The sequence below is a fragment of the Pedococcus sp. KACC 23699 genome, assembly GCF_045348425.1.
GTDB lineage: Bacteria > Actinomycetota > Actinomycetes > Actinomycetales > Dermatophilaceae > Pedococcus.
In genome coordinates this window covers 2,055,811-2,077,745 of record NZ_CP157483.1, presented here as the reverse complement: position 1 = coordinate 2,077,745, position 21,935 = coordinate 2,055,811, and the positions used below count along the sequence as shown (strand labels likewise).

The following is a 21,935-nucleotide window of genomic DNA, read 5'->3' as shown; positions in this document are numbered from 1 at the left end:
TCAGCGGCCCAGCCCGATGGCCTGCTGGTAGGCGGCCTGGGCACGCTCGACGACGGCGAGGTTCGCCTGGTAGCCGCGCTGGGCCATCATCAGCTGGGTCATCTGGTCGGACAGGTCGATGTCGGGCATGCGGACGTAGCCCTGGGCGTCGGCGAGCGGGTGCCCGGGCTGGTAGACCATCCGGCCCTGGGCGTTGCCGAACTCGACCCCGCCGACCTGGACCCCCGATGCCTGGCCGTAGTTGTCGGCCTGGGCCACGATGTACCGCGCCTGGAACGCGTTGCCGCTCGTCGGGCGCACGGTGTTGATGTTGGCGATGTTGTCGGAGACGGCGTCCATCCACTTGCGGTGCAGGACGAGACCGGAGCCGGCGATGTTCATCGCGCCGAACAGGCCCATCAGGCGCTGCCCATCGCGATGCGCAGGCGCTGGAAGTGGTCGGTCATGGCCTGGACCCCCAGCTGGTAGGTCAGCCCGGTCTCGGCGCCGGCGAGGGTCTCCTCGTCGAGGTTGACGTTGTTGCCGTCCTCGCGGGTCGGCTCGAGCGAGCGCTGGACGGTCGGGGCGGCCGCGGACGGGTCCTCACCGTTGCCGAGGGCAGAGATCAGGCTGCTCTCGAAGTCGACCTTCCCGGCGAGGTAGCGGGGGGTGTCGACGTTGGCGACGTTGTCGGCGATCGTGCGCTGTCGCAGCGACAGGCCGTTGAGGGCCTGCCCGAGGGCGCGCATCGTGGTGTCGCCGAGGGGGTCGATCATGGTTCTCCTGGAGGGCTTCGCCGCGCGTGGGGGCGCGTGACAAGGACACGTTCTGGTGTTGCCACACGTCCTTGGCGGCGATGGCCATCCATGGCCAGTCCCCACATCGGCGCCGCGCTCGCCGACCTGAGCGCGAATCGCCGTGAGGGCCGAAGATCAGCCGTTCGGCCCATGCCCGGGAGACGGCCGGAGCGAAGTTGCGCGAACAGCGCCCCGGGCGCGCTCGTGCACGATAGGAGACGCGGCCGCGCCCCATACGGGTATAGCGCGGGCTGCTTCAGCGAGCCCGGCGACCGATCAGCGCAGGAAGTCCATGAGCGAGGGCTGCACGATCTTGGCCGCCGCCCCGAGGGCCGCCTGGTAGGCCGTCTGCTGCAGGGTGAGGTCGGTGATCGTCTTGGCCAGGTCGATGCCCTCGACCCCCGAGAGCTTCGCGGCGATGGCGTCGGAACGGACCGCACCGTTGGCCTGCACGGACAGCAGCCGGTTGGTCCGGGCCCCGACGGTGCTCTGCGTGGACCGCAGCGACTCCGAGGCGGTGTCCAGGTCGGTCAGGGCGGTGCCGAGGGCAGTGGCGTCGCCGCTGCGCAGGGCCGCGCTGATCCGGTCGAGGACGCCGACCCCACCCGTGGCGGAGGGGTCGTGGAGCAGGGTGGTGAAGGCCTGGTCCCCGGTGACGCTGACGGCGAGCGTGCCGGAGGCGGAGTCAGCCGACACGGTGCGCTGCACGGCCGTGGAGTTGCCGGCATACGCCCCGGTGGTGGGGTCGAAGGCGGTGGCGGTGTCCTGGGTGCCGGCGAACACCGGGCGTCCGAGGTACTGCGTGTTGGCCATCCCCAGGACGGCCTCACGGAGCTGGTCGACCTCTGCTGCCATGGCACGCCTCTCGTCTGGGCCGTTGGTGCTGTTGGACCCGGCGAGGACCAGGGACCGCACCCGGTTGAGCACCGTGCTCGTCTGGCCCAGGGCCTGGTCGGCGGTGTTGAGCCACGTCATGCCGTCGTCGATGTTGCGCGAGATCTGGTCGGCCTGCTTGCTCTGGGCCCGCAGGGTCATGGCTGCCACGGTGTCCACGGGCGAGTCCGAGGGCCGGCTCAGACGGCGACCGGAGGAGAGCTGCTCCTGGGTCTGCTGCAGCCGGCTGAGGCTGCTCTGCAGCCCGGCCATCACACCACTGTTCAACGTGGCTGGGGTGACGCGGCTCATCGTGGGTCTCCGGGTGGTCGTCGGGTCGGTGGTGGGCGGGGGACGGGGTGCTGAGGGGTCAGGCGTGCGGTGCTGTCAATAGACCTATCGGTCAACGGGCCATGTTCATGAGTGAATCCATCGTGCTGTCGATGACGCTGACGAACCGCGCCGCAGCCTCGTACGCGTGCTGGTAGGACATGAGGTTGGTCATCTCCTCGTCCAGGCTGACGCTGGAGACACCGAGGCGGGCCGTGTCGACCTGCTTGAGCATGACGTCCTGGATGTCCGCCTGGCGCGAGGCGCTCTGCGACTGCACGCCGAGGCCGACGATGAGGCTGCGGTAGCTCGCGTCCGCGCCCCTAGGGTCGCCGAGGTGGCCGGCCATCGATGCGGCGTTGTCACCGTCGTAGGCCGGCGGCGCCGCCTTCGAGGCGGCGATGCCGTTGGTCGCCGTCATCGACACCGTGAGCGTGGCGGCGGTGGTGCCGCTGAAGATCGCTGCGCCCTGGGTCCCGTTGCGGTCGTACCCGGCGGCCTGCTGGCTGTTGACGGCGTTCGCGAGCTGGGCAGCGACCGCGTCCAGGGCCGAGCGGTAGCCGGGGATCGTCGCCGTCAGCGCGGTCGTGAGGCCCTGGACGTCGCCACCGGTGACGGTGGCGGGCGTGCCACTGCTGGCCCAGGTCACGCTCACCTGCCCGGGCTGGCCGGGGACGGTGGGTCCGTCGACCCGCAGCGGGCTCGTGCGCGAGCCACTGACGAGCTGGCTGCCGCCGACGCTCACGGTCACGGTGCCGTCGTCGTTGAGTCGGCCGACGGCCCCGATGCTCTCGCCGAGCTTGAGGACGAGCTGGTCGCGCTGGTCGGAGAGCTCGTTGGTCGACGCGCCGGAGACCTTCGCGCTGCGGATCGCGTCGTTGAGGCGGGCCACGTCGGAGGCGGTGCTGTTGACCTGGGCGACGGTGGCGTCGAGCGCCTGGCGCGTGCCCGACCACTGTGTGTCGAGCTGCTGGCTGGTCCGGCCGAACGTCGCCGCGAGCTGCGCGGCCTGCTCGAGCACCTGGGTGCGAGGCGCCGCGCTCGTGGGGTCGTTCGCGACATCGCCGAAGGAGTTCCAGAAGGACGCCATCTGGGCCTGGAGCCCGGTGTCGCTCGGCTCGCCGAAGACGCCCTCGATGGCGCCGAGCGTCGCCGCCGTGGAGGCGACGGAGGACGCGCTGCCGCGGACCTGCTGGGCGCGTGCCTCGAGGAACTCGTCACGCAGCCGGTCGGTCCCGAGGACGAGCACGCCGTTGCCGACCCCGGTGGACCGCGCATACATCGCCGGAACCGGCGAACCTCCCGACGCGACCTGGTCGAGTCGCTGGCGGGAGTAGCCGGCCGTGTTGACGTTGCTGATGTTCTGCCCGGAGAGCTCGAGGCCGCGCTGGGCCGCCTGGAGGGCGCTGGCCCCGATCCCGAGGCTGGAGAAGCCCGACATCAGGCCCTCGCGTCCACGTACGAGGGCTGCCACTGCCGTCGCACGGCCCGGGGCCCGCGGTCGTTGCGCCCACCCCGGTCGGCGCGCTCGGTGGCGGCGGCCTCGATCTCGCGCAGGGTCACGGTCATCGCCTCGGCGACGCGCTCGGTCAGCGCGGCCAGCCGGTCCTGCAGGTTCCGGGCGCGGTCGGCGAGCTCGGGGGGCAGGCCGGTCGCCACGACAGGCACCGGGACGGTCCGGAACTCCTCGACGCGACCTTCCTCGACGAGGCGCTCACCCTCGGTGACCGCGGCCTCGAGGGCAGCGAGGGCGACGACCCAGCGGACCGCCCAGGACTGGGCGCTCATGCCGGCTCCGGCGCCAGGGCGGCCTCGGCGAACGCGTCACGCAGCGGGTCGACGACCTCCAGGCACTGCGCGACGAACGCCGCGTCCTTGGTCATGTTGGCCCGCACCAGGCGTTCGGTCAGGTAGCCGTAGAGCGCCTTGAGCTGGGCGCCCTCCGGCCACAGGCTGAGGTCGAGGGAGCCGGACAGCTCGGCGACGATCTCCTGAGCGTGCACCAGTGCGCGGTGGGCGGCCTCGATGTTGCCACCGCCGATCGCGGTCGAGGCGCTGTTGAGGTCCTTGAGCAGGCGGTCGTAGAGCATCACGACGAGGCGGTTCGGGGAGGCAGTGGTCACGGCGTCGCCGTTGTAGCGCCGCCGCAACATCGCGGACGTGGTCACGGTGGGGCTCCTAGTTGTTTCCGCTGGAAGGGGTGGGCAGGGACGCCAGCTGGCCGGCGAGCCACGCACTCTGCGACTTGAGGGTGCCGAGCATGGTCTCGAGCGAGGCGTACTGCGTCTGCAGGGTCTGCTGCCGCAGGGTCATGCGGACCTCGAAGCTGGCGATCTGGTCGGTGTAGTCCTTGACCTTGGCCTGCTCCGAGGTGATCTGGCCGGTGACGTACCCACTGATGGGGTCCGAGGCCGCCTTCGTCGTGCCCGCGAGCCGGGTGGCGAAGGCGGTCATGGTCTTCTCCACGGCCGCCGGGTCCTTGGCGTAGGCCGCGAGGAAGGCCGTCTTGTCGAAGGCGATCTTCCCGTCGCGGCCGACCTGGACACCGGCCAGGGACGGCAGGTCCGAGGAGGTGCCGATGGCGTTGTCGACGATTCGTTGCGACAGGTCCCGGGTCAGCGCGCTGCCGAGGAGCGGACCAGCCGTCTTGCTGTCGGCGTTGTAGGACGACTTGTCGCTGATGTAGCCCAGGACGGCGTTGGCCGCAGTCACGAGGGCATCCATCTTGTTGGCGATGCCGGCCGAGTCCTGGTCCACGGTGATGGTGACCGGTGTGGTGGGGTCGGCCTTGACCGCCGTGATCGTCACTCCCGGGAGCAGACCCGCCACACTCGTCGTCGACGAGGTCACGTCGAACGCGCCGGGGCCGGTGCCCACCCGCAGCAGGGTGTCGGACCCGGCCGAGAGCTCGACCGTTCCACCGAGGCCGGACAGACCCGGAGGGAAGGCACCCTGTCCGAGCGACACGTCCGAGTCGGCGCCGGTCGACGTCGAGGTCAGCTGGAGCCGGTACGCGTTGGCCGACACCTGGACCGCGGTGGCCCGCATGCCGGCGCCTGCGCCGTTGATCGACGAGACGACCTGCGAGAGGTTCGAACCCGACGAGAGCTGCACGACCGTGGCGCTGGCCGTACCCGACCTCAGTCCACCCGACATGGTGAACACCATGCTGTCGCCGTTCGCGCCGTTGAGGGTGATCTGGCTGCCACGGGTGAGGCTGGCGACGGTGGTGGCGACCCCGTCAAGGGTGACGACCCCGTCGGTGCCGGTGGCGGTCGTCCCCGTGTCGCTGAGGCCGAGGGCGGCGTTCGCGGCACCGAGACGCAGGGTCGCGGCCGAGCCCTCCTGCGAGGTGGCCAGCCGCAGTGATCCGTCGGTCCCGATGCTGGCGGACAGCGTGCCGCCGGAGGCGCGGCCGACCTCGGCGGCGAGCTGGTCCCGGGTGTAGGTGCCCTGCGTCAGCGTGATGGACGTGGGGGTGCCGTCCACCTCGACCGACATGGTGCTGGACCCGGCGTCGACGGTGATGCTGTCGGCCAGTGGCGCACCCGTGAGGGCCGCGCCGGCGGACGACTGGGTGACCACGAGGGCGTGGGCGCCGCCGGCGAGCTGGCTGCCGGCGGTGATCGACGCCATACCGAGGGCGGCGATGCCCTTGCCCAGGAGCAGGGGGCCGTCGCTGACGGCACTGGTCAACGATCCGACCGAGCCGGTGGTGACCGACGACCCTGCGCTGGCGACGCTGCGAACCGTGAAGGTGGCGGTGCCGGGTGCGGCACTCGCACCGGTCGTGGCGGTGGCCAGTCCCGGGACGTTGGACCCCGCGGTGGCCGAGGTCCAGGCCGACGCCTTGGTGATGGAGTCGGGGATGAGGGCGCTCGTGGCCGTCTGGAGGCCGGTGAGGGTCGCGTTGAGGGCCTGGAGCACCGTCGCCATGTTCTGGCTGTCGGCCTTGCCCTGCGTCAGGTAGTTGCCCGACGCGCGTTCCACCGACATCAGCTGGCTGATGATCTGGGTGGTGTTCAGTCCGGAGACGAGTCCGTCGATCGAGGCCACGGCTGCGCCTCCTTCCTATCGCCAGTGGTGCTGGGGCGTGGGCCCGGGGCCGAGGTCTCCCCCGGCTCCGGGCCACGCCACGGACTCAGCCGAGCAGCTTGAGGACAGACTGCGGGGCGGAGTTCGCCTGGGCGAGCATCGAGACGCCGGCCTGCTGCAGGATCTGCGACCGGGTGAAGGACGTCATCTCCTTGGCCATGTCGGTGTCGCGGATGCGGGACTCCGCAGCCGAGGCGTTCTCGGCGGCGACGCTCAGGCTGTTGATGGTGTGCTGCAGGCGGTTCTGCACCGCACCGAGGTCGGCACGCTGAGAGGAGACCTGGTTGAGGGCGTTGTCGATCGTGTCGAGCGCAGCGCTCGCGTTGGCCTGGGTGCCGACGTTGATCGCACCGCTGACCGTGAACGCGCCGTTGTTCGACGTGTCCGTGACGGCCTTGTCGAAGGTGATGGCCGTCTTGGTGGTGTCGGTCCAGGTCACCTTGCCGGCTGCGTAGGCGCCCACCTTGTTGCCGGCGGTGTCGAGCACGTCGTTGTTCTTGATGGTGAACGACCCCATCAGCGAACCCGATGCGTCTGCGACGGCGGCACCGTTGGCCGAGCTGGCCGACGGCTTGGTCGCCTTGATGCCGAGGGTGGCCGAGTCCATCTTGCCGATCGACACGCTCATGCTGTCGCCGGAGTTGGCACCGACCTGGAGCTTCAGCCCGCTGGCCGCGTCGCCGTTGAGGAGCTTGGTGCCGTTGAACTGCGTGGTGCCGGAGATGCGGTCCAGCTCGTTGGAGAGCTGGGTGACCTCGCTCTGGATCGCCGTGCGGTCCTGGTCGGTGTTCGTGTCGTTGGCGCTCTGGACAGCGAGCTGCCTCATGCGCTGCAGGATGGAGTGCGTCTCGTTGAGGGCACCTTCAGCGGTCTGGATGAGGCTGATGCCGTCCTGGGCGTTGGCAGTGGCCTGGTTGAGGCCGTTGGACTGGGCGCGCAGCTTCTCGCTGATCGCCAGGCCGGCGGCGTCGTCCGCAGCACGGTTGATGCGCAGACCCGAGGAGAGACGCTCGAGGCTGGTGGACATCGCGTTCTGGGTGGAGCTGAGGTTGCGGTAGGCGTTCATGGCCGCAACGTTGGTGTTGATCTGAAGACCCATGATGGTTTCCTCTTCCTTGGATGGGGTCGCGAGCCGTCATCCGTGACGAGCCCGTTGTGGTGCTGGTTTGTCGCTCCCTCCGGGACCGACACCAGCCTCATCGGCCGGCGCCTGACGCACCTGAGGGTTTGCCGAGAGTTTTGTCCCGGCAGGTCTTGGGGTGGGTGTTGCGGTGGTGTCAGTGACCGGCTGCGAGCCGGGTGCGGCCACCCTCGTGGATGGCGGCGTTCATGGCCTGGCGCTGGCGGTGGCCGGCGCGTCCGGCGATCTCGGCGTAGTAGGCGGCCCGACGACGGGCCACGAGGCCGTCGTCCGTTGCCGGCAGCTGGTCGGGGTCGAGGTTGGCGTTCATGCCGTCCTTGAGCATCTTCAGCGCCTCGGTGCGGATCTGGGAGATCCGCGACTCGGTCACGCCGAGCTCGTCGGCAACCTCCTTGAGCGGGCGGTCCTCGAAGAAGGTGGCCCGGATGACGACCTGCAGGCGCTCCGGCAGCGACTCGACGGCCGCGGCGAGGTAGGTCCCGCGCTCACGCTCGACGACGACGGACTCGGGGGTCTGGTGGTGTCGCGGGAGCATCGCGTCGGCCCCGGCGTCGACGAGGGCATCCAGGCGCAGCACCACGGACTGGTGCAGGTCGCGGCCCAGGTCGCGGACCTCGTCGAGGCCGACACCCATGTGGGCGGCCAGCTCGCGGTCGGTGGGCTCGCGACGCAGCAGGCTCGCCAGCGCCTCACGCGCGGTCTCACGCTCACGGGCCCTGGCCCGCAGGCTGCGGGAGGCCCAGTCCAGCGAGCGGAGCTCGTCGAGCAGGGCGCCCTTGATGCGCCGCGCGGCATACCGGCCGAACGGCACGCCTCGCTCGGGATCGAAGGACTGTGCGGCGGAGGCGAGGGCGGCCATGCCGGCAGAGGTGAGGTCGTCGAGGGTCACATGCGAGGGAAGTCGCAGGCTCAGCGCGCGCACCTCGTAGTGGACGACGGCCAAGTGCTCCTTGCACAGGCTATCGGCGTCAAAGTGCGCCGAACCCTGCTCTCGCGATCCAGTAACAGTCACGTGGTAAGAATGCTGGGCCGACACGAGTGGTCCTAGACCCCACGGGCCACCTCAGCCCCTTCGGCCAGGGAAGGTCGGCCGAACGGTTGATCGGCCGGCGTGGTGTCGCGGAGCGGCTCAGCCGGGCGAAATGTTCGGCGAAACGCTCACGACCGGGACCGGCGAGCCGATGGGGAGACCGTGATGAAGGTCGACAACGACATGGCCGCCCTGGCCTGCGCCGAGCTCTCGGAGTCCCTCTGGCGGGTCCGGGACCTGCTCGAGCTGCTCGCGTACCGCGTCGAGGTGCAGCGCGCCCTCGTGGAGACCGGTCGCGCTTCCTGGGTCGCCCGATCGACCCGTGAGGTCGACCAGCTGCTCCAGGAGATCCGGACCGCCGAGCTGATGCGCGCGATCGAGACCGCGCCCGCCGCCCAGGCGCTCCTGCTCACTGACGACGCCTCCCTCGGCGAGATCGCGGCTGCCGCCCCGGCTCCGTGGGACCACGTGATCGGTGAGCACCGGCACGCCCTGCTCGAGGCCACGAGCGAGCTCACGCAGGCCGCCCTGGCCAACCGGGACCTGCTCGCCAGCGGCGCCCGCGCCGTCGAGGACGTCCTTGCCCAGTTCTCCGGACCCCACACCTCGTCGACGTACAGCGCGTCGGGGACCCCCGAGCACGACCCCACCCGCCGCCTGTTCGACCAGAGCTCCTGAGGCCTTGATGACGACGATGACCACCGCACCCACCCCGTCCGCGACGGCGCTCGCCACCATCTGCGTGGGCGGGGGCCTCGTCGGGTTCCCGGAGTCCGAGCTCTACACCGTGGTCGGTGGCGACGGCGGAGTCTTCGAGCTCGCGCCGCCCGACAACTCCGGACCAACCTTCGTCGCGGCCGTTGCCGGGCTGTTCTTCCCGGACTACCGACCCGTGATCGACGACGCCACCGCCCAGCGGCTGGACCTCAGCGATGCAGATGATGCCCTGGTGCTCGCGATCGTTACTGTGGGGTCTGACATCAGTGCGGCGTACGGCAACCTGTTCGCTCCGGTCGTGGTCAACACCCGCACGGGGGCGGCCGAGCAGGTCGTCCTCAGCGGGCAGGACTTCCCGTTGCGGGCCCCGCTCGTGGCTGCCGCCGCGGGTCGCTGACCCGCCGCACGCAGCCGTTGACCATGGCCTGAGAGGCCGAGGAAGGAGCCGGGACGTGCTCGTGCTCAGCCGCCGCCCCCAGGAGAGCTTCCGGATCGGTCACGACGTCGTCATCACGGTGCTGGAGGTCAGTGGCGACAAGGTCCGCATCGGCATCGATGCGCCTGCGCATGTGCAGGTGCACCGCCAGGAGGTCTACCTCGAGGTGCAGCGCGCCAACCTCGAGGCCGCGTCCACCTCCCCCTCGGCCGCCGCCGACCTCGCCGCCGCCATCCGTGGACAGTCCTCCCCCACGGCCGAGCCGGCCGATCCCGCCCCCGAGTCCGGCGACGACACCGACGGCACGGACCGCCCGACCTCCTGAACGATGCGTTCGGCCCCGACCGGTGTGGTCGGGGGCCGTTCGTGCGTATGGCGCGTGGGCGCCATACGCCGAGCCGCCTGCATGCCCGCTCAGTGAGCGCGAAGTGTCGGAATCCGCCGCTGATGGCGACACTTCACGCTCACTCAGTGGCGCGCCCCGGCCCGCCTTCGCGCACGCCGTAGAGGTACTCGTCCGTCGGCTCCAACGGGTATGCCGCGCGGCCGGCGAGGCACCACGCTTCGCCGGACCCTCGCTGGGAGGCTGGTCGTCCGGGCGCCGCCGCCCGTCCTCACCGTCGGGGCGCCGGCTGGTGGCTCGCGGCGTTGAAGCGCTCCCCGACAGCTCTAGGTCGCTCACAGATCGAGGAACAGCACCACGCCCGCCACGACCAGACCTGCTTCGACGAGGACGACGAAGACGCGGTCACTGATGCGCCGGACGAGGTGCTTGCCGACCAGCGCCCCGGCCATCGTGGCGGGGGCGAGGACCGCCCCGAGGACCAGCACGCGCGAAGTGAGAAGGTCGCCCGTGCCGTACGCCACCAGCTTCGCGGCGTGGAGCGTGATGGCTGATGCGGCCTCGGTGCCGATGTAGGCGTCCTTGACCAGGCCGTAGGCGAGGAAGAACGGCGCGGTCATCGGTCCGACGCTGCCGAGCAGCGCCGACCCGACGCCGGAAGCGGCGCCCACGCCGATGAACCCCCGGGCACTGGGTGCCCGCGGACTCGGACGCATCCGGCGCCACACCACGCTGAGGATGAGGAAGACCCCCAGGAGCCGTTGGAGTCCACCGAGTGGCGCCGTGACGAACACGATCCCGGCGATGACGGCAGTGGGGACCGCGCCGATGGCGAAGTTGCGGATCAGGGCCCAGTCGAGGTGACGGTGGTTGAACGCGACCCGAGAGCCGTTCGAGACGAGCTGGGCGATGGTCAGCACGGGGACGGCGACACGGAGCCCGAAGAGCCCCGCGAACACGGGCAGGAGCAGCACCCCGCCCCCGAAGCCTGCCACCGCGGACAGGACGGCCAGGGCGAACGCCGCGACGGCAGCGACGACCAGAGTGAGCGGGTCCACAGGGTCGAGGGTGCCAGAGGGTCCGCCAGTCACTTCTCCCGGCGCACGTCCACGACGCGCTGCCAAACGAAGAAGGACCCGACGAAAAACGTGTCGGGTCCTTCTTCGTTTGGCGGTGGCGGTGGGATTTGAACCCACGGTGGGCTTTCACCCACACACGCTTTCGAGGCGTGCTCCTTAGGCCACTCGGACACGCCACCGCGGAGCACGTTACTAGAGCGGGTGACGACCGGCGAAATCGCCCCGGGAGCCCGGCTCCGACGCCTCAGCCCGAGTAGGGCACGCGGGTCCAGCTGAGCGTGGACGCGGCGCCGGGACGGTTCACGGTGACCTTGAGCCAGTCGGTGTTGTTGGCCGACCCGTCGACGGTGATCCGCTGCATCCGCGCCGCCGGACGCTGCACGCCATACCGCTCCAACCACACCGATCCGGGGGCGAGGGGGTGGTCGGAGTTGTAGACGTGGGAGTCGCCGTTGACGAGGTAGACGTCTCCGTGGAACCGGTTGGTCTCCTCGGCGAGGGCCTGCACCAGCGGGCGGAACGCCGAGATGTCCGCGTCGGTCGGCGTGTACGTCGGGTCGAACATGTCGGCCTGCTGCAGGACGACGACGGCGCGGTCGTGCCGCTTGGTCGCCTGCGCGAACGTGCGACGGAGCGAGGCGATCGAGGCACGCATCCGCCCGCGCTGCTCCGCCACCTGCTCCGGCGTCGCCGCGGACTGCCCGATCCCGGTCCAGGGCTGGAGGTCGTTGTTGCTCCCCACCACGTGCAGGGTCGCGAACGAGACCCGGTCACGGCGCAGCGCGACGTTCTCCGGGTATGCCGCGTCCGGCACGGAGACGCGCGCCGGAGCTCCCAGCGTGGTCCCCGGCCGGTCGAAGAACACCGATCGGTCGAAGGCGAGGCGCTCGAGCGGGTTGTAGGCACCGTTGTTCGCGCGGTGGCAGTCGGTCCACTCGTTGTCGCCGGGGGTGTAGACCAGCGGGTCGGTGAAGCGGTCGAACTGGGTGCGGATCATCCGGTAGTACGCGTCGTCGCACCGGGTCGACCCGTTCTTGATGTCGCCGACGTGGAAGACCAGGCCCACCTGCGGGTCTGCGTTGATCTGGTCGACCCAGGCGGGGAGCTTGGCGACCTGGTCCGCGCCGTACGGGAGGTCCCCGATGACGGCGAAGGTGTGGGCGCGGGTGTGACCGGGGTCTTCCTCGTGGGCGACCGCGGGGGCGGCGCTGACGAGGCCGGCGGCGAGCAGGGTGAGGCAGGCGATCCCGAGAAGGGGACGGCGTGGGGCCGAGGGCATGGACGAGCTCCTGTCAGAGGGGACAGGAGAGTTCTTGCCGACCGCGGTGAACACCGACCCCTTGTGGGGGTGGCCAGCGCGTGAACGATCAGGCGCTGGTCTCCGGCCGGCGCTCTGCCCGCTCGGCGCGCGCCTCGACCCCTTCGCCCTGTCCCTGTGAGCCGTTGCCCTGTGAGCCCTTGCCCTGTGAGCCCGGTCCCTGTGAGCCCTTGCCCTGTGAGCCCGGTCCCTGTGAGCCATGGCCCTCCGAGCGGTGCCGGCGGATCGCCCACACCGCGAGCGCCACGACGACGATGAGCCCGACGACGACGGCGGCGCCCTTGCCGAGCCACGCCTCGACCTTGTGGTACGACTCGCCCGCGAGGTAGCCGGCGGTCACTGCCGTGGCGCCCCAGGCGATGCCACCGAGGGCGTTCCAGGGCAGGAAGACCCGGTACTTCATGCCGCTCAGCCCGGCGAGGGCAGGCATGACCGCGCGGAAGAACGCGGTCCACCGACCGAGGAACACCGCCGAGCCGCCGCGACGCTGGAGGAACTCCTGCGCCTTCTCGAGCTTGGCGCGGCGACGGTCGAACATCTTGGAGCCCATCACACGCGGGCCGAACAGCTTGCCGATCTCGTATCCCACCGAGTCACCGACGATCGCGGCCACCACGACGATGAGCAGGACCGCCCACAGCGAGGTGTGGCCCAGGCTGGCGGTGACCCCGCCGATGATCGCGATGGTCTCACCGGGAAGCACGAAGCCGACGAACAGTGCGTCCTCGGCGAACACCACCAGGGCGACGAGCAGGTAGACCAGCCACGGAGGCGCGCTCAGGACGGTGTTGACGAGGCTGTTGACCAACCCGCTCATGATCGTGCTCCCCGTGGTTGGTTCTCGAGTTCCGGGCGACTGCCCGCACCGGAAGGGCCATCCTCGCCGGGTTGGCGACGGTGGCCCCTAAAGAATGCCAACAGGACCTGAGAGCACTCTGATTCCCTGACCCCGCCGATCACCTCGACCCGGTGGGTGGCGCGGCGGTCGCGGACGATGTCCCAGACCGAGCCGGTGGCGCCCAGCTTCGGGTCCCAGGCGCCGAGGACCAGGCGCGAGATCCGGGCCAGCATGAGGGCGCCCGCGCACATCGGGCACGGCTCCAGGGTCACCACGAGGGTGCAGCCGTCCAGGCGCCAGGACCCCAGGCGCCGGGCGGCGTCGCGCAGCGCGACGACCTCTGCGTGCGCGGTCGGGTCGTGCTCGACCTCGCGCAGGTTGCGACCCACCCCCACGACCTCCCCGGTCGCGGACACGACGACGGCCCCCACCGGGACGTCAGAGTCGCTCGCCGCCTCGGCTGCGAGCGCGAGCGCCTGACCCATCCACGCTGCATACCGCTGGTCGGCGGCTGGTCCGCGGGAGGAGGTCACGCGCTAAGTTTCGCCTATGCGCGTCCACGTTGCCGATCACCCGCTCATCACCCACAAGCTGACCTACCTGCGCGACAAGCGCACGGACAGCCCCACGTTCCGGCGGCTGACCGAGGAGCTGGTGACGCTGCTGGCCTACGAGGCGACCCGCGACGTGCGCGTTGAGCCCTTCGAGATCGAGACTCCGGTCGCCCCCACCACGGGCATCAAGCTGTCCAACCCCAAGCCCCTGATCGTGCCGATCCTGCGCGCGGGCCTCGGCATGCTCGAGGGCATGGTCCGCCTGCTCCCCAGCGCGGAGGTGGGTTTCCTCGGTATGCAGCGCAACGAGGAGACGCTCGAGGCCATCACCTACGCGAACCGCCTGCCTGACGACCTCAGCGGGCGGCAGTGCTACGTCATCGACCCGATGCTGGCGACGGGCGGCACCCTGGCCGACGCGATCCGCTACCTCGCCGACCGCGGCGCCGACGACATCACCGCGGTGACGCTGCTCGCTGCGCCCGAGGGCATCAAGGCGGTCGAGGAGGCCCTCGCCGACCTCGACATCCCCGTCAACCTCGTCACCGGCGCCCTCGACGAACGGCTCAACGACAAGGGCTACATCGTGCCCGGCCTCGGCGACGCAGGGGACCGGCTCTACGGCGTCGTCTGACCCCGCGCCCCCGGCGCCCTGCCTTCGACGTCCTGCCTCCGGCACCCCGCCCACGGCGCGCCTGTCCTGCTCGGAGAGCCTCTTCCGCCACGATGGTCGACGAGGTGTGCCCGTCCGGCCTGCCCTCGCCCGTCAGATCAAGGAGTCGAGATGAACCGCGTGAAGAAGATCCTGCTGTGGGTCCTCGTCGCGTTTGCCATCTACGCGATCATCACCTCGCCCGACCAGGCCGCGCAGATCGTCAAGACCTCGTGGTCGATCCTGGCCGACGGCGTCCGCAACATCGGCAACTTCTTCGACGCCCTGCTCGGTCGGCGGTAGCCCGCGCGATGGCCGCCAGTGAGCGCCGCCACGCCGAGCTCGACCGCTACCTGCTGGACGGTGAGCGGCTCGTCACCGCGGTCCACCAGCACTGGGGCAAGGTGGCCGAGCCCGTCGCGAGCGCGGCGGCCGGCCTGGTGGTGGCCCTGTGGGCCGACGTCAAGCTCCCCCCGTCCGTCGGGGTGGTCAGCACCGTCCTGTGGTGGGCATGGTTCGCCCTGGTGCTGCGGATGGCCTACCTCGTCGCCGAGTGGCGGCACGACTGGTTCGTCGCCACGGACAAGCGCCTCCTGCTGTTCTACGGCTTCATCACCCGCAAGGTGTCGATGATGCCGCTCGCCAAGGTGACCGACATGTCCTACGAGCGCTCGGTGCCCGGCCGCATCCTCGGCTACGGCCGGTTCGTCATGGAGTCCGCGGGCCAGGACCAGGCACTGCGCGTGGTCAACTGGGTCCCGGACCCCGACCACCACTACCGCGCCATCTGCGCCGAGATCTTCGGGGTCAGCGACCACGAGGGCGACGACCTCGACGACCGGTGGCGGGACGCCGCCAGCCCCCTGCCGAACCTGCCGGATCCCTACCCAGGCTGGGACGACCCGAGCCACGGGGCCACCAGCCCCGACTCGCTCTACCGCAGCCCTGACCTGCACCGACGGGACAGGAGCGCCGACACCGGCCCCATCCCGATCCACCCCCCGCGCAAGCGTCGCCCCGACGGCAGCGACGACTGACCGGCGCCGCTCCGGCCACTGCCCGGCTGCTGCACGAAGGGCGCCCGGGCCCCGCCAGCGCTAGCGTGTCCTGTCGTCCGGGCCGCCACGGCGGCCATGCTTGTCGGCCGGGAGGCGATCCATATGTCCGTCATGAGGACCAAGTCGATCGAGCAGTCGATCAAGGAAACAGATGATCCGGAGTTCCAGCTCAAGAAGAAGCTGACCGCCCTCGACCTCACCGTCTTCGGCATCGGCGTCATCATCGGCGCCGGCATCTTCACGCTGACGGGTCGGGCTGCCGCCGACTACGCCGGTCCGTCGATCGCGTTGTCGTTCGTGCTCGCCGCGATCTGCTGCGGCCTCGCGGCGCTCTGCTACGCCGAGTTCGCGTCGACGGTCCCGGTCTCGGGATCGGCGTACACGTTCTCCTACGCCTCGTTGGGCGAGCTGGTCGCGTGGATCATCGGCTGGGACCTGCTGCTCGAGCTCATGCTCGGCGCGAGCGTGGTGGCCCAGGGTTGGTCGCAGTACGCCACCCTCCTCCTCGAGAAGATGGGCATCACCCTTCCCGCGGCAGTGGCACCGGGATCGCACTTCGACCTCCCCGCCTTCGTCCTGATCGTCGCGCTGACCGCCCTGATCGCCATCGGCATCAAGGAGTCGCTGCGGGTCAACCTGGTCCTGGTCGGCGTGAAGCTGTTCATCGTGCTGTTCGTCATCGTCGCCGGCATCTCGTTCATCAACACCGACAACTACCGCCCGTTCATCCCGCCGGCCGCCGCGGGCAAGGCGACCGAGGGCCTGGCCGCACCGCTCATCCAGGTGCTCTTCGGGCTCCAGCCGACGACCTTCGGCATCCTCGGCATCGTGTCGGGCGCTTCGATCGTGTTCTTCGCCTACATCGGGTTCGACGTCGTCGCCACCACGGCCGAGGAGGCCAAGAACCCCCAGCGCGACCTGCCGATCGGCATCATCGCGTCGCTGGTCATCTGCACGATCCTCTACGTCGCCACCACGCTGGTCATCACGGGCATGGTCAAGTACGACAAGATCGACCCGAAGGCGGCCCTGGCGTCGGCGTTCGAGTCCGTCGGCAAACCCGGGTACGCCACCCTCATCGCCGCGGGCGCCGTGGCCGGTCTGATGACCGTCGTGATGACCCTGATCATCGGCGCCACCCGCGTCACCTTCGCGATGTCCCGCGACTGGCTGCTGCCCCGCGCCCTGGGCCGGACCAACCCCAAGACAGGCACCCCCGTCCGCCTCACGCTGATCATCGGGACGCTGGTCGCGCTCATCGCGTCCTTGACCCCGATCGGCAAGCTCGAGGAGATGGTCAACATCGGCACGCTGTCGGCGTTCGCCCTCGTGTCGCTGGCCGTGCCGGTGCTGCGCAGCCGCCGCCCCGACCTCAAGCGTGCGTTCACCGTGCCGTTCTCGCCTGTGCTGCCGGTCGTCGCCGCCCTGATCAGCGTCTACCTGATGGTCAACCTGTCGGTGGAGACCTGGCTGCGGTTCCTCATCTGGATGGCGCTCGGGTTCGTCATCTACTTCACCTACGGCATCCGCAACAGCCGCCTGGCGCGCCGCGGCGCGCAGGAGGAGGAGGAGGAGGAGGAGCAGGAGCCGGTCCGCGCCTAGGACCACCTCCTTCCGCGGAGGGGTGTGCGGGCGCCGGCTCCTAGAGCGCCTTGATGATGTCCTCGACGCGCTCCTTGGCGTCGCCGAAGAGCATCTGGCTGTTCTCCTTGAAGAACAACGGGTTCTGCACACCGGCATACCCCGTGGCCATGGAGCGCTTGAAGACGACGACGTTGCGAGCCTTCCAGACCTCGAGCACGGGCATGCCGGCGATCGGGCTTCCGGGATCCTCCGCCGCAGACGGGTTGACCGTGTCGTTGGCCCCGATGACGAGGACGACGTCGGTGTCGGCGAGGTCTCCGTTGATCTCGTCCATCTCCAGGACGATGTCGTAGGGCACCTTGGCCTCGGCCAGCAGCACGTTCATGTGGCCGGGCAGGCGTCCCGCGACCGGGTGGATGCCGAAGCGGACGTTGACACCCTTCTTCCGCAGCTGGGAGGTCAGTTCGGCCACGGGGTACTGCGCCTGCGCCACCGCCATGCCGTAACCCGGCGTGATGACCACGGTCGAGGCGTCGCGCAGCAGCTCGGCGACGTCGGCAGCGATCGTCTCCCGGTGCTCGCCGTAGTCCTTGTCCTCACCGACCGACACCTCCTGACCGAAGCCGCCGGCGATGACCGAGACGAACGAGCGGTTCATCGCCTTGCACATGATGTAGGACAGGATCGCGCCGGAGGAGCCGACGAGGGCGCCGGTGACGATGAGCAGGTCGTTGCCGAGCATGAAGCCGGCAGCGGCTGCCGCCCAGCCCGAGTAGCTGTTGAGCATCGACACGACGACAGGCATGTCGCCACCGCCGATGGAGGCGACGAGGTGCCAGCCGAAGGCGAGGGCCACGACCGTCATGAGCAGCAGCGGGATGACCGAGTGCGTGCCGATGAACAGCACCAGCAGCGCGGCCGACACGACCAGGGCGGCGAGGTTGAGCCAGTGCCGGGCGGGGAGCATCAGGGGTGAGGACTTGACGCGTCCACTGAGCTTGAGGAACGCCACGATCGAGCCGGTGAAGGTCACGGCACCGATGAAGACGCCGAGGAAGACCTCGACGAGGTGGATGGTGGCCCCGGAGCCGACCTCACCCCCGTCGGCGAACGAGTTGAACCCGACGAGCACCGCCGCCAGGCCGACGAACGAGTGCAGCATCGCGACGAGCTCGGGCATCTGCGTCATCTCGACGACCCGAGCGCGCCACAGCCCGATGGAGCCGCCGATCGCCATGGCCACGAGGACGAGCAGCAGCGTCAGGAGGCTGTTCGCGGACTGCGACACCGAGAGCCAGATGGTCGCCGCCAGCGCGATGACCATGCCCGTGATGCCGAAGGCGTTGCCCTCCTTGGCCTTCTCGTGCTTGGAGAGCCCGGCCAGGGAGAGCACGAAGAGGATCGCGGAGACGATGTATGCGGCCTGGACGAGGTTGGTGGTGGTCATGGTCGCCTCAGTCCTTCCGGAACATCTGGAGCATGCGGCCCGTCACGGCGAAGCCTCCGAAGATGTTGATGCTCGCGACGACGATGCCGAAGAAGGCCAGGACCACCACGGCAGGGTTGTCGCTGCCGACCTGCAGGATCGCGCCGACCAGGATGATCCCGCTGATGGCATTGGTCTCGGCCATGAGCGGGGTGTGCAGCGCGTGCGCGACGTTGGAGATGACGTAGAACCCGACGATGACCGCGAGCGCGAACACCGTGAAGTGGCCGAGGAAGACCGACGGGGAGTTGGCTGCGACGAGCGCGAACAGCACGGCCGCCAAGCCCATCCAGACGTACTTGCGCCGCGGGTCCGGTGGTGGCTTCGGCGCGGCTGGTTCGACGGGCGCGGCGGCAGCGGGAGGCGCCGCACTCACCTGCACCTGCGGGGGTGGCCACAGGGTCTCGCCGTCGCGGCAGACGGTCATCCCCCGCTGCACCACGTCGTCGAGGTCGAGGACGACGCGGCCGTCCTTGCCGGGGGTGAGCAGCTTGAGGAGGTTGACGAGGTTGGTGCCGTAGAGCTGGCTGGCCTGGGTCGGCAGTCGCCCCGGAAGATCGGTGTAGCCGATGAGGTGGACGCCGTTGGGCGTGGTGACGAGCTGGTCGGCCACCGTCCCGGCGACGTTGCCACCGTTGGCGGCAGCCATGTCGACGACGACCGAGCCCGGCTTCATCGAGGCGACCATCTCCTCGGTGAACAACCGCGGGGCGGGGCGACCGGGGATCAGGGCGGTGGTGATGACGATGTCGACGTCCTTGGCCTGCTCGGCGTAGAGAGCCGCGGCCTTGGCGTTGAAGTCCTCACCCATCTCCTTGGCGTAGCCGGTGGCCGACGGGCCCTCGTCGGCGAGGTCGATGCGCAGGAACTCGGCGCCCATCGACTCGACCTGTTCTCCGACCTCGGAGCGCGCGTCGAACGCCCGGACGATGGCGCCGAGGCTGTTGGCGGTCCCGATCGCGGCGAGCCCGGCGACACCGGCGCCGACGACGAGCACCTTGGCCGGCGGGACCTTGCCCGCGGCGGTGACCTGGCCGGTGAACAGGCTGCCGAACTCGTGGGCCGCCTCGATGACGGCGCGGTAGCCACCGATGTTGGCCATCGAGGAGAGCACGTCGAGGGACTGGGCGCGAGAGATCCGGGGCACGGCGTCCATCGCGAGCGCGGTGACGCCGGCTGCGGTGAGGCGCGACACCAGCTCGGGGTTGAGGGCCGGGGAGACCAGCGACGCCAACAGCGCACCGGGGCGCAGGAGCGCGATCTCGGCGTCGTCGGGGGCGTTGACCTTGAGGACGAGGTCGCCCGCCCAGGCCTGCGGGGCGTCCACGACGGTGGCGCCGGCCGCGGCATACGCCTCGTCGGAGAAGGAGGCGCGCGCGCCGGCGCCGCGCTCGATGACGACGTCGTACCCGAGGCCGATGAGCTGGCCCACGGTCCTGGGCGTCGCGGCGACCCGGGTCTCCCCCGGCTTGGACTCTGCTGGCACACCGATCAGCACTGCTGCTCCCGTCGTTGGGCTCCGCGTGGACGCCAACCTAGGGGGAAACGTCGGCGCGTGGGGCGAACCTGTGAGCGCGGTCGCGCCCGCCGTCCACAGCGTGGACGACGGGCGCGAGGGACGTGCTGCGGACCGGCTGGGTCAGAGGAGCAGGCCGGTGACGATGAGGGCCATCAGGGCGATCAGGGTGATGGCGCCGAGGAACAGGCCGCCACCGATGTCACGCTGCGACTCCTCGTAGGGACGGTCGCTGTGCAGGTAGTCGTTGGGGTAGCCGCGGCGGTCGGTGGCGACACGCTCACGCGGGCTGCGCTCGGCGCGGTGGGCGCCGCGAACGCGAGTGGTGTTGAGGGTCATGGCACTCGCCTCCTTTCGTTACGATACGAACCGTATCGTAATGAAATGCCCCACGCCACCCGAACGGGGCGTCAGGCGGTGCCGCCCACGTCACCGTGCGGGACGGGCTGGCCCAGGCGACCGGCCTGGTAGTCCTCGAACGCCTGCACCAGCTCGGCGCGGTTGTTCATGACGAACGGCCCCGCCCACGCGACGGGCTCGCGGATCGGCAGGCCGCCGAGCACGAGCAGGTCCAGGCCGGCGGCGTACCGCTCCTGCTGGGTGCGGGCCGAGGAGACGCGCAGGGCGTCGCCCTTGCCCAGGACCGCCAGCTGGCCGGGGCCGATGGGCGTCTGGTCGGGCCCGACGAACCCGTCGCCGCTCATGACGTAGACGAGGGCGTTGAAGTCCTTGCGCCACGGCAGGACCAGCTCGCCGCCGGGGGCCACGGTCGCGTGGACCATCGCCATCGGGGTGTGGGTCGAGCCGGGCCCGGCGACCGCACCCACCTCGCCGGCGATGACGCGCACGAGGGAGCCGCCGTCGGCGGAGGTGAGCAGGCCGACCTCGGAGGAGCGCAGGTCCTGGTAGCGCGGCGCCTTGAGCTTGTCGACCTTGGGCAGGTTGACCCACAGCTGGAAGCCGTGGAACAGGCCGCCGCTGACGACGAGCTGCTCCGGCGGGGCCTCGATGTGCAGGATGCCGGAGCCGGCCGTCATCCACTGGGTGTCGCCGTTGGTGATCGAGCCCCCACCGCCGAAGGAGTCCTGGTGGTCGAAGATGCCGTCGATGATGTAGGTGACGGTCTCGAAGCCGCGGTGCGGGTGCCACGGCGTGCCCTTGGGCTCACCGGGCGCGTACTCGACGGCCCCCATCTCGTCCATGTGGATGAACGGGTCGAGGTCGCGCAGGTCCACGCCCGCGAAGGCACGCTTCACGGGGAAGCCCTCGCCCTCCGTACCGGACGGCGCGGTGGACATCGCGCGGACCGGGCGCTGGACGGCCGTGGGCGCCGGCGCGGGGATGCGGGGCAGGACGGTCAGGTCGGCGACGGTGACAGCAGGCATCGGACTCTCCTCAGATCGTTAAATATTCAACTATCCATCCCAACGACGGGTGGCGTCAACCCATTCCCGCGCCAGGCGCGGGGCCGCCAAGTTCGCCGTCCAGACCGCCGTCCGGTCCGCCGCCGTCGTCCGGTCCGTGGCCCGGTCCGCTGTCGGCGCCCGGGCCGCGGGTGGCGCGCTCGACGGCATCGACGGCGTCGGTCAGGAAGCGCAGGACGGTCTCACGGTCGGCCACGGAGTAGGACGCGATCGTCTCGCGCATGGTCGCGCCGATCGGTCCGAAGATGCCACCGGCGACCTCCATCGCCTCGTCGGTCATCTCCACCGCGACGCGGCGGCGGTCCACCTCGCTGTGGGTGCGGCGGACATGGCCCACCGACTCGAGCCGGCGGAGCAGGGCGGACGTGGCAGGCGGGCTGAGCGAGAGCCGTGTTGCGAGCTCGCCGGGCGAGAGCCCCTCGCCCGTCCGGCGGGCGTCGAGGACGTGGGCCAGGGCGTTGAGGTCGGTGCGGTGGAGGCCGACCTCACCACCACGCGTGTCGATGTAGCGGTTCATCTCCGTGGCGAAGGTCCGCAGGGCGTCGATGATCTCCATCGCCAGCTCCGGACCGTGGGGCCTGGCACCGCGCAGCGGGCGACCGGGCGCACCGAGTCGCGCCGACGACGAACCTGCAGTGCGCTGCTGCGCGTCGCCGGTCATTGCTGCTCCTCTGCTTGCGTTCGC

At 70.4% G+C, this 21,935-nt stretch carries 25 protein-coding genes and 1 tRNA gene; 7 read left to right on the top strand and 19 right to left on the bottom strand.

Going from position 1 to position 21,935, the window contains the following annotated elements:
* From flgC to ABEG17_RS09685, 9 genes are all read right to left on the bottom strand, one after another.
* On the bottom strand, positions 1 to 399 hold the full coding sequence (gene flgC, locus ABEG17_RS09725) for a flagellar basal body rod protein FlgC (RefSeq protein WP_406833084.1): 399 nt from the start codon (positions 397 to 399) through the stop codon (positions 1 to 3).
* Positions 399 to 755, bottom strand: coding sequence for a flagellar basal body rod protein FlgB (locus ABEG17_RS09720; protein WP_406833083.1), 357 nt, complete (start codon positions 753 to 755; stop codon positions 399 to 401). The genes flgC and ABEG17_RS09720 overlap by 1 nt, the downstream gene beginning before the upstream one ends.
* A 297-nt stretch (positions 756 to 1,052) precedes the next feature.
* Positions 1,053 to 1,961: a flagellar hook-associated protein FlgL gene (gene flgL, locus ABEG17_RS09715; RefSeq protein ID WP_406833082.1), complete on the bottom strand. Its 909-nt coding sequence runs from the start codon at positions 1,959 to 1,961 to the stop codon at positions 1,053 to 1,055.
* A 91-nt stretch (positions 1,962 to 2,052) separates the two neighbouring features.
* The gene (gene flgK / locus ABEG17_RS09710) at positions 2,053 to 3,420 is read right to left on the bottom strand and encodes a flagellar hook-associated protein FlgK (protein ID WP_406833081.1); all 1,368 of its coding nucleotides are present in this window, start codon (positions 3,418 to 3,420) and stop codon (positions 2,053 to 2,055) included.
* A complete protein-coding gene (locus tag ABEG17_RS09705; protein WP_406833080.1) occupies positions 3,420 to 3,767 on the bottom strand; it encodes a hypothetical protein in 348 nt (115 codons plus the stop codon). The genes flgK and ABEG17_RS09705 overlap by 1 nt, the downstream gene beginning before the upstream one ends.
* Positions 3,764 to 4,147, bottom strand: a complete 384-nt coding sequence (gene fliS, locus ABEG17_RS09700) for a flagellar export chaperone FliS (protein WP_406833079.1) — start codon at positions 4,145 to 4,147, stop codon at positions 3,764 to 3,766. The genes ABEG17_RS09705 and fliS overlap by 4 nt, the downstream gene beginning before the upstream one ends.
* Before the next feature lie 10 nt (positions 4,148 to 4,157).
* The gene (fliD, locus tag ABEG17_RS09695; protein WP_406833078.1) at positions 4,158 to 6,035 is read right to left on the bottom strand and encodes a flagellar filament capping protein FliD; all 1,878 of its coding nucleotides are present in this window, start codon (positions 6,033 to 6,035) and stop codon (positions 4,158 to 4,160) included.
* An 85-nt stretch (positions 6,036 to 6,120) separates the two neighbouring features.
* The gene (locus tag ABEG17_RS09690; RefSeq protein ID WP_406833077.1) at positions 6,121 to 7,173 is read right to left on the bottom strand and encodes a flagellin; all 1,053 of its coding nucleotides are present in this window, start codon (positions 7,171 to 7,173) and stop codon (positions 6,121 to 6,123) included.
* A gap of 178 nt (positions 7,174 to 7,351) precedes the next feature.
* A complete protein-coding gene (locus ABEG17_RS09685; protein WP_406833076.1) occupies positions 7,352 to 8,227 on the bottom strand; it encodes a sigma-70 family RNA polymerase sigma factor in 876 nt (291 codons plus the stop codon).
* A 183-nt stretch (positions 8,228 to 8,410) separates the two neighbouring features.
* Between ABEG17_RS09685 and flgN the strand changes: the two genes are divergently transcribed.
* From flgN to csrA, 3 genes are read left to right on the top strand one after another with little or no spacing between them, the layout of a single operon-like run.
* The gene (flgN, locus tag ABEG17_RS09680) at positions 8,411 to 8,923 is read left to right on the top strand and encodes a flagellar export chaperone FlgN (protein ID WP_406833075.1); all 513 of its coding nucleotides are present in this window, start codon (positions 8,411 to 8,413) and stop codon (positions 8,921 to 8,923) included.
* A gap of 16 nt (positions 8,924 to 8,939) precedes the next feature.
* Positions 8,940 to 9,359: a flagellar assembly protein FliW gene (fliW, locus tag ABEG17_RS09675; protein ID WP_406833074.1), complete on the top strand. Its 420-nt coding sequence runs from the start codon at positions 8,940 to 8,942 to the stop codon at positions 9,357 to 9,359.
* A 55-nt stretch (positions 9,360 to 9,414) separates the two neighbouring features.
* Positions 9,415 to 9,723 carry a carbon storage regulator CsrA gene (gene csrA, locus ABEG17_RS09670; RefSeq protein WP_406833073.1) on the top strand — a complete coding sequence of 103 codons (309 nt, stop codon included), beginning with the start codon at positions 9,415 to 9,417 and terminating at the stop codon, positions 9,721 to 9,723.
* 353 nt (positions 9,724 to 10,076) lie between these two features.
* On the opposite strand, the gene ABEG17_RS09665 is transcribed toward csrA, so the two are convergent.
* The 5 genes from ABEG17_RS09665 to tadA all read right to left on the bottom strand — a co-directional run bounded on the left by ABEG17_RS09665 (position 10,077) and on the right by tadA (position 13,509).
* Positions 10,077 to 10,799, bottom strand: coding sequence for a sulfite exporter TauE/SafE family protein (locus ABEG17_RS09665; RefSeq protein WP_406833072.1), 723 nt, complete (start codon positions 10,797 to 10,799; stop codon positions 10,077 to 10,079).
* 110 nt (positions 10,800 to 10,909) lie between these two features.
* Positions 10,910 to 10,999: transfer RNA gene (locus tag ABEG17_RS09660), tRNA-Ser, on the bottom strand.
* A 65-nt stretch (positions 11,000 to 11,064) separates the two neighbouring features.
* Positions 11,065 to 12,099: a metallophosphoesterase gene (locus ABEG17_RS09655; RefSeq protein ID WP_406833071.1), complete on the bottom strand. Its 1,035-nt coding sequence runs from the start codon at positions 12,097 to 12,099 to the stop codon at positions 11,065 to 11,067.
* An 88-nt stretch (positions 12,100 to 12,187) separates the two neighbouring features.
* Complete coding sequence (locus ABEG17_RS09650) at positions 12,188 to 12,955, bottom strand: DedA family protein (protein WP_406833070.1); 768 nt, start codon at positions 12,953 to 12,955, stop codon at positions 12,188 to 12,190.
* Positions 12,952 to 13,509: a tRNA adenosine(34) deaminase TadA gene (tadA, locus tag ABEG17_RS09645; protein ID WP_406833069.1), complete on the bottom strand. Its 558-nt coding sequence runs from the start codon at positions 13,507 to 13,509 to the stop codon at positions 12,952 to 12,954. The genes ABEG17_RS09650 and tadA overlap by 4 nt, the downstream gene beginning before the upstream one ends.
* Before the next feature lie 16 nt (positions 13,510 to 13,525).
* Between tadA and upp the strand changes: the two genes are divergently transcribed.
* The 4 genes from upp to ABEG17_RS09625 all read left to right on the top strand — a co-directional run bounded on the left by upp (position 13,526) and on the right by ABEG17_RS09625 (position 16,842).
* A complete protein-coding gene (gene upp, locus ABEG17_RS09640) occupies positions 13,526 to 14,164 on the top strand; it encodes a uracil phosphoribosyltransferase (protein WP_406833068.1) in 639 nt (212 codons plus the stop codon).
* A gap of 150 nt (positions 14,165 to 14,314) precedes the next feature.
* A complete protein-coding gene (locus ABEG17_RS09635) occupies positions 14,315 to 14,485 on the top strand; it encodes a hypothetical protein (RefSeq protein WP_164488417.1) in 171 nt (56 codons plus the stop codon).
* 8 nt (positions 14,486 to 14,493) lie between these two features.
* The gene (locus ABEG17_RS09630; RefSeq protein ID WP_406833067.1) at positions 14,494 to 15,219 is read left to right on the top strand and encodes a PH domain-containing protein; all 726 of its coding nucleotides are present in this window, start codon (positions 14,494 to 14,496) and stop codon (positions 15,217 to 15,219) included.
* 123 nt (positions 15,220 to 15,342) lie between these two features.
* Positions 15,343 to 16,842, top strand: a complete 1,500-nt coding sequence (locus ABEG17_RS09625; RefSeq protein ID WP_406833066.1) for an amino acid permease — start codon at positions 15,343 to 15,345, stop codon at positions 16,840 to 16,842.
* Positions 16,843 to 16,882: 40 nt separating this feature from the next.
* Here the strand turns inward: ABEG17_RS09625 and pntB are convergent, their stop codons facing one another.
* The 5 genes from pntB to ABEG17_RS09600 form a co-directional block, all read right to left on the bottom strand.
* Positions 16,883 to 18,271: a Re/Si-specific NAD(P)(+) transhydrogenase subunit beta gene (gene pntB / locus ABEG17_RS09620; RefSeq protein ID WP_406833065.1), complete on the bottom strand. Its 1,389-nt coding sequence runs from the start codon at positions 18,269 to 18,271 to the stop codon at positions 16,883 to 16,885.
* Positions 18,272 to 18,278: 7 nt separating this feature from the next.
* Entirely contained in the window at positions 18,279 to 19,808 is a 1,530-nt protein-coding gene (locus tag ABEG17_RS09615; RefSeq protein WP_406833064.1) for a Re/Si-specific NAD(P)(+) transhydrogenase subunit alpha, read from the bottom strand.
* A 141-nt stretch (positions 19,809 to 19,949) separates the two neighbouring features.
* Positions 19,950 to 20,165 (bottom strand): hypothetical protein, encoded by a 216-nt coding sequence (locus ABEG17_RS09610; RefSeq protein WP_406833063.1) that lies wholly within the window; start codon positions 20,163 to 20,165, stop codon positions 19,950 to 19,952.
* A gap of 71 nt (positions 20,166 to 20,236) precedes the next feature.
* Positions 20,237 to 21,211 (bottom strand): pirin family protein, encoded by a 975-nt coding sequence (locus ABEG17_RS09605; protein WP_406833061.1) that lies wholly within the window; start codon positions 21,209 to 21,211, stop codon positions 20,237 to 20,239.
* 55 nt (positions 21,212 to 21,266) lie between these two features.
* Complete coding sequence (locus ABEG17_RS09600) at positions 21,267 to 21,911, bottom strand: MarR family winged helix-turn-helix transcriptional regulator (RefSeq protein WP_406833060.1); 645 nt, start codon at positions 21,909 to 21,911, stop codon at positions 21,267 to 21,269.
* Positions 21,912 to 21,935 lie beyond the last annotated feature (24 nt).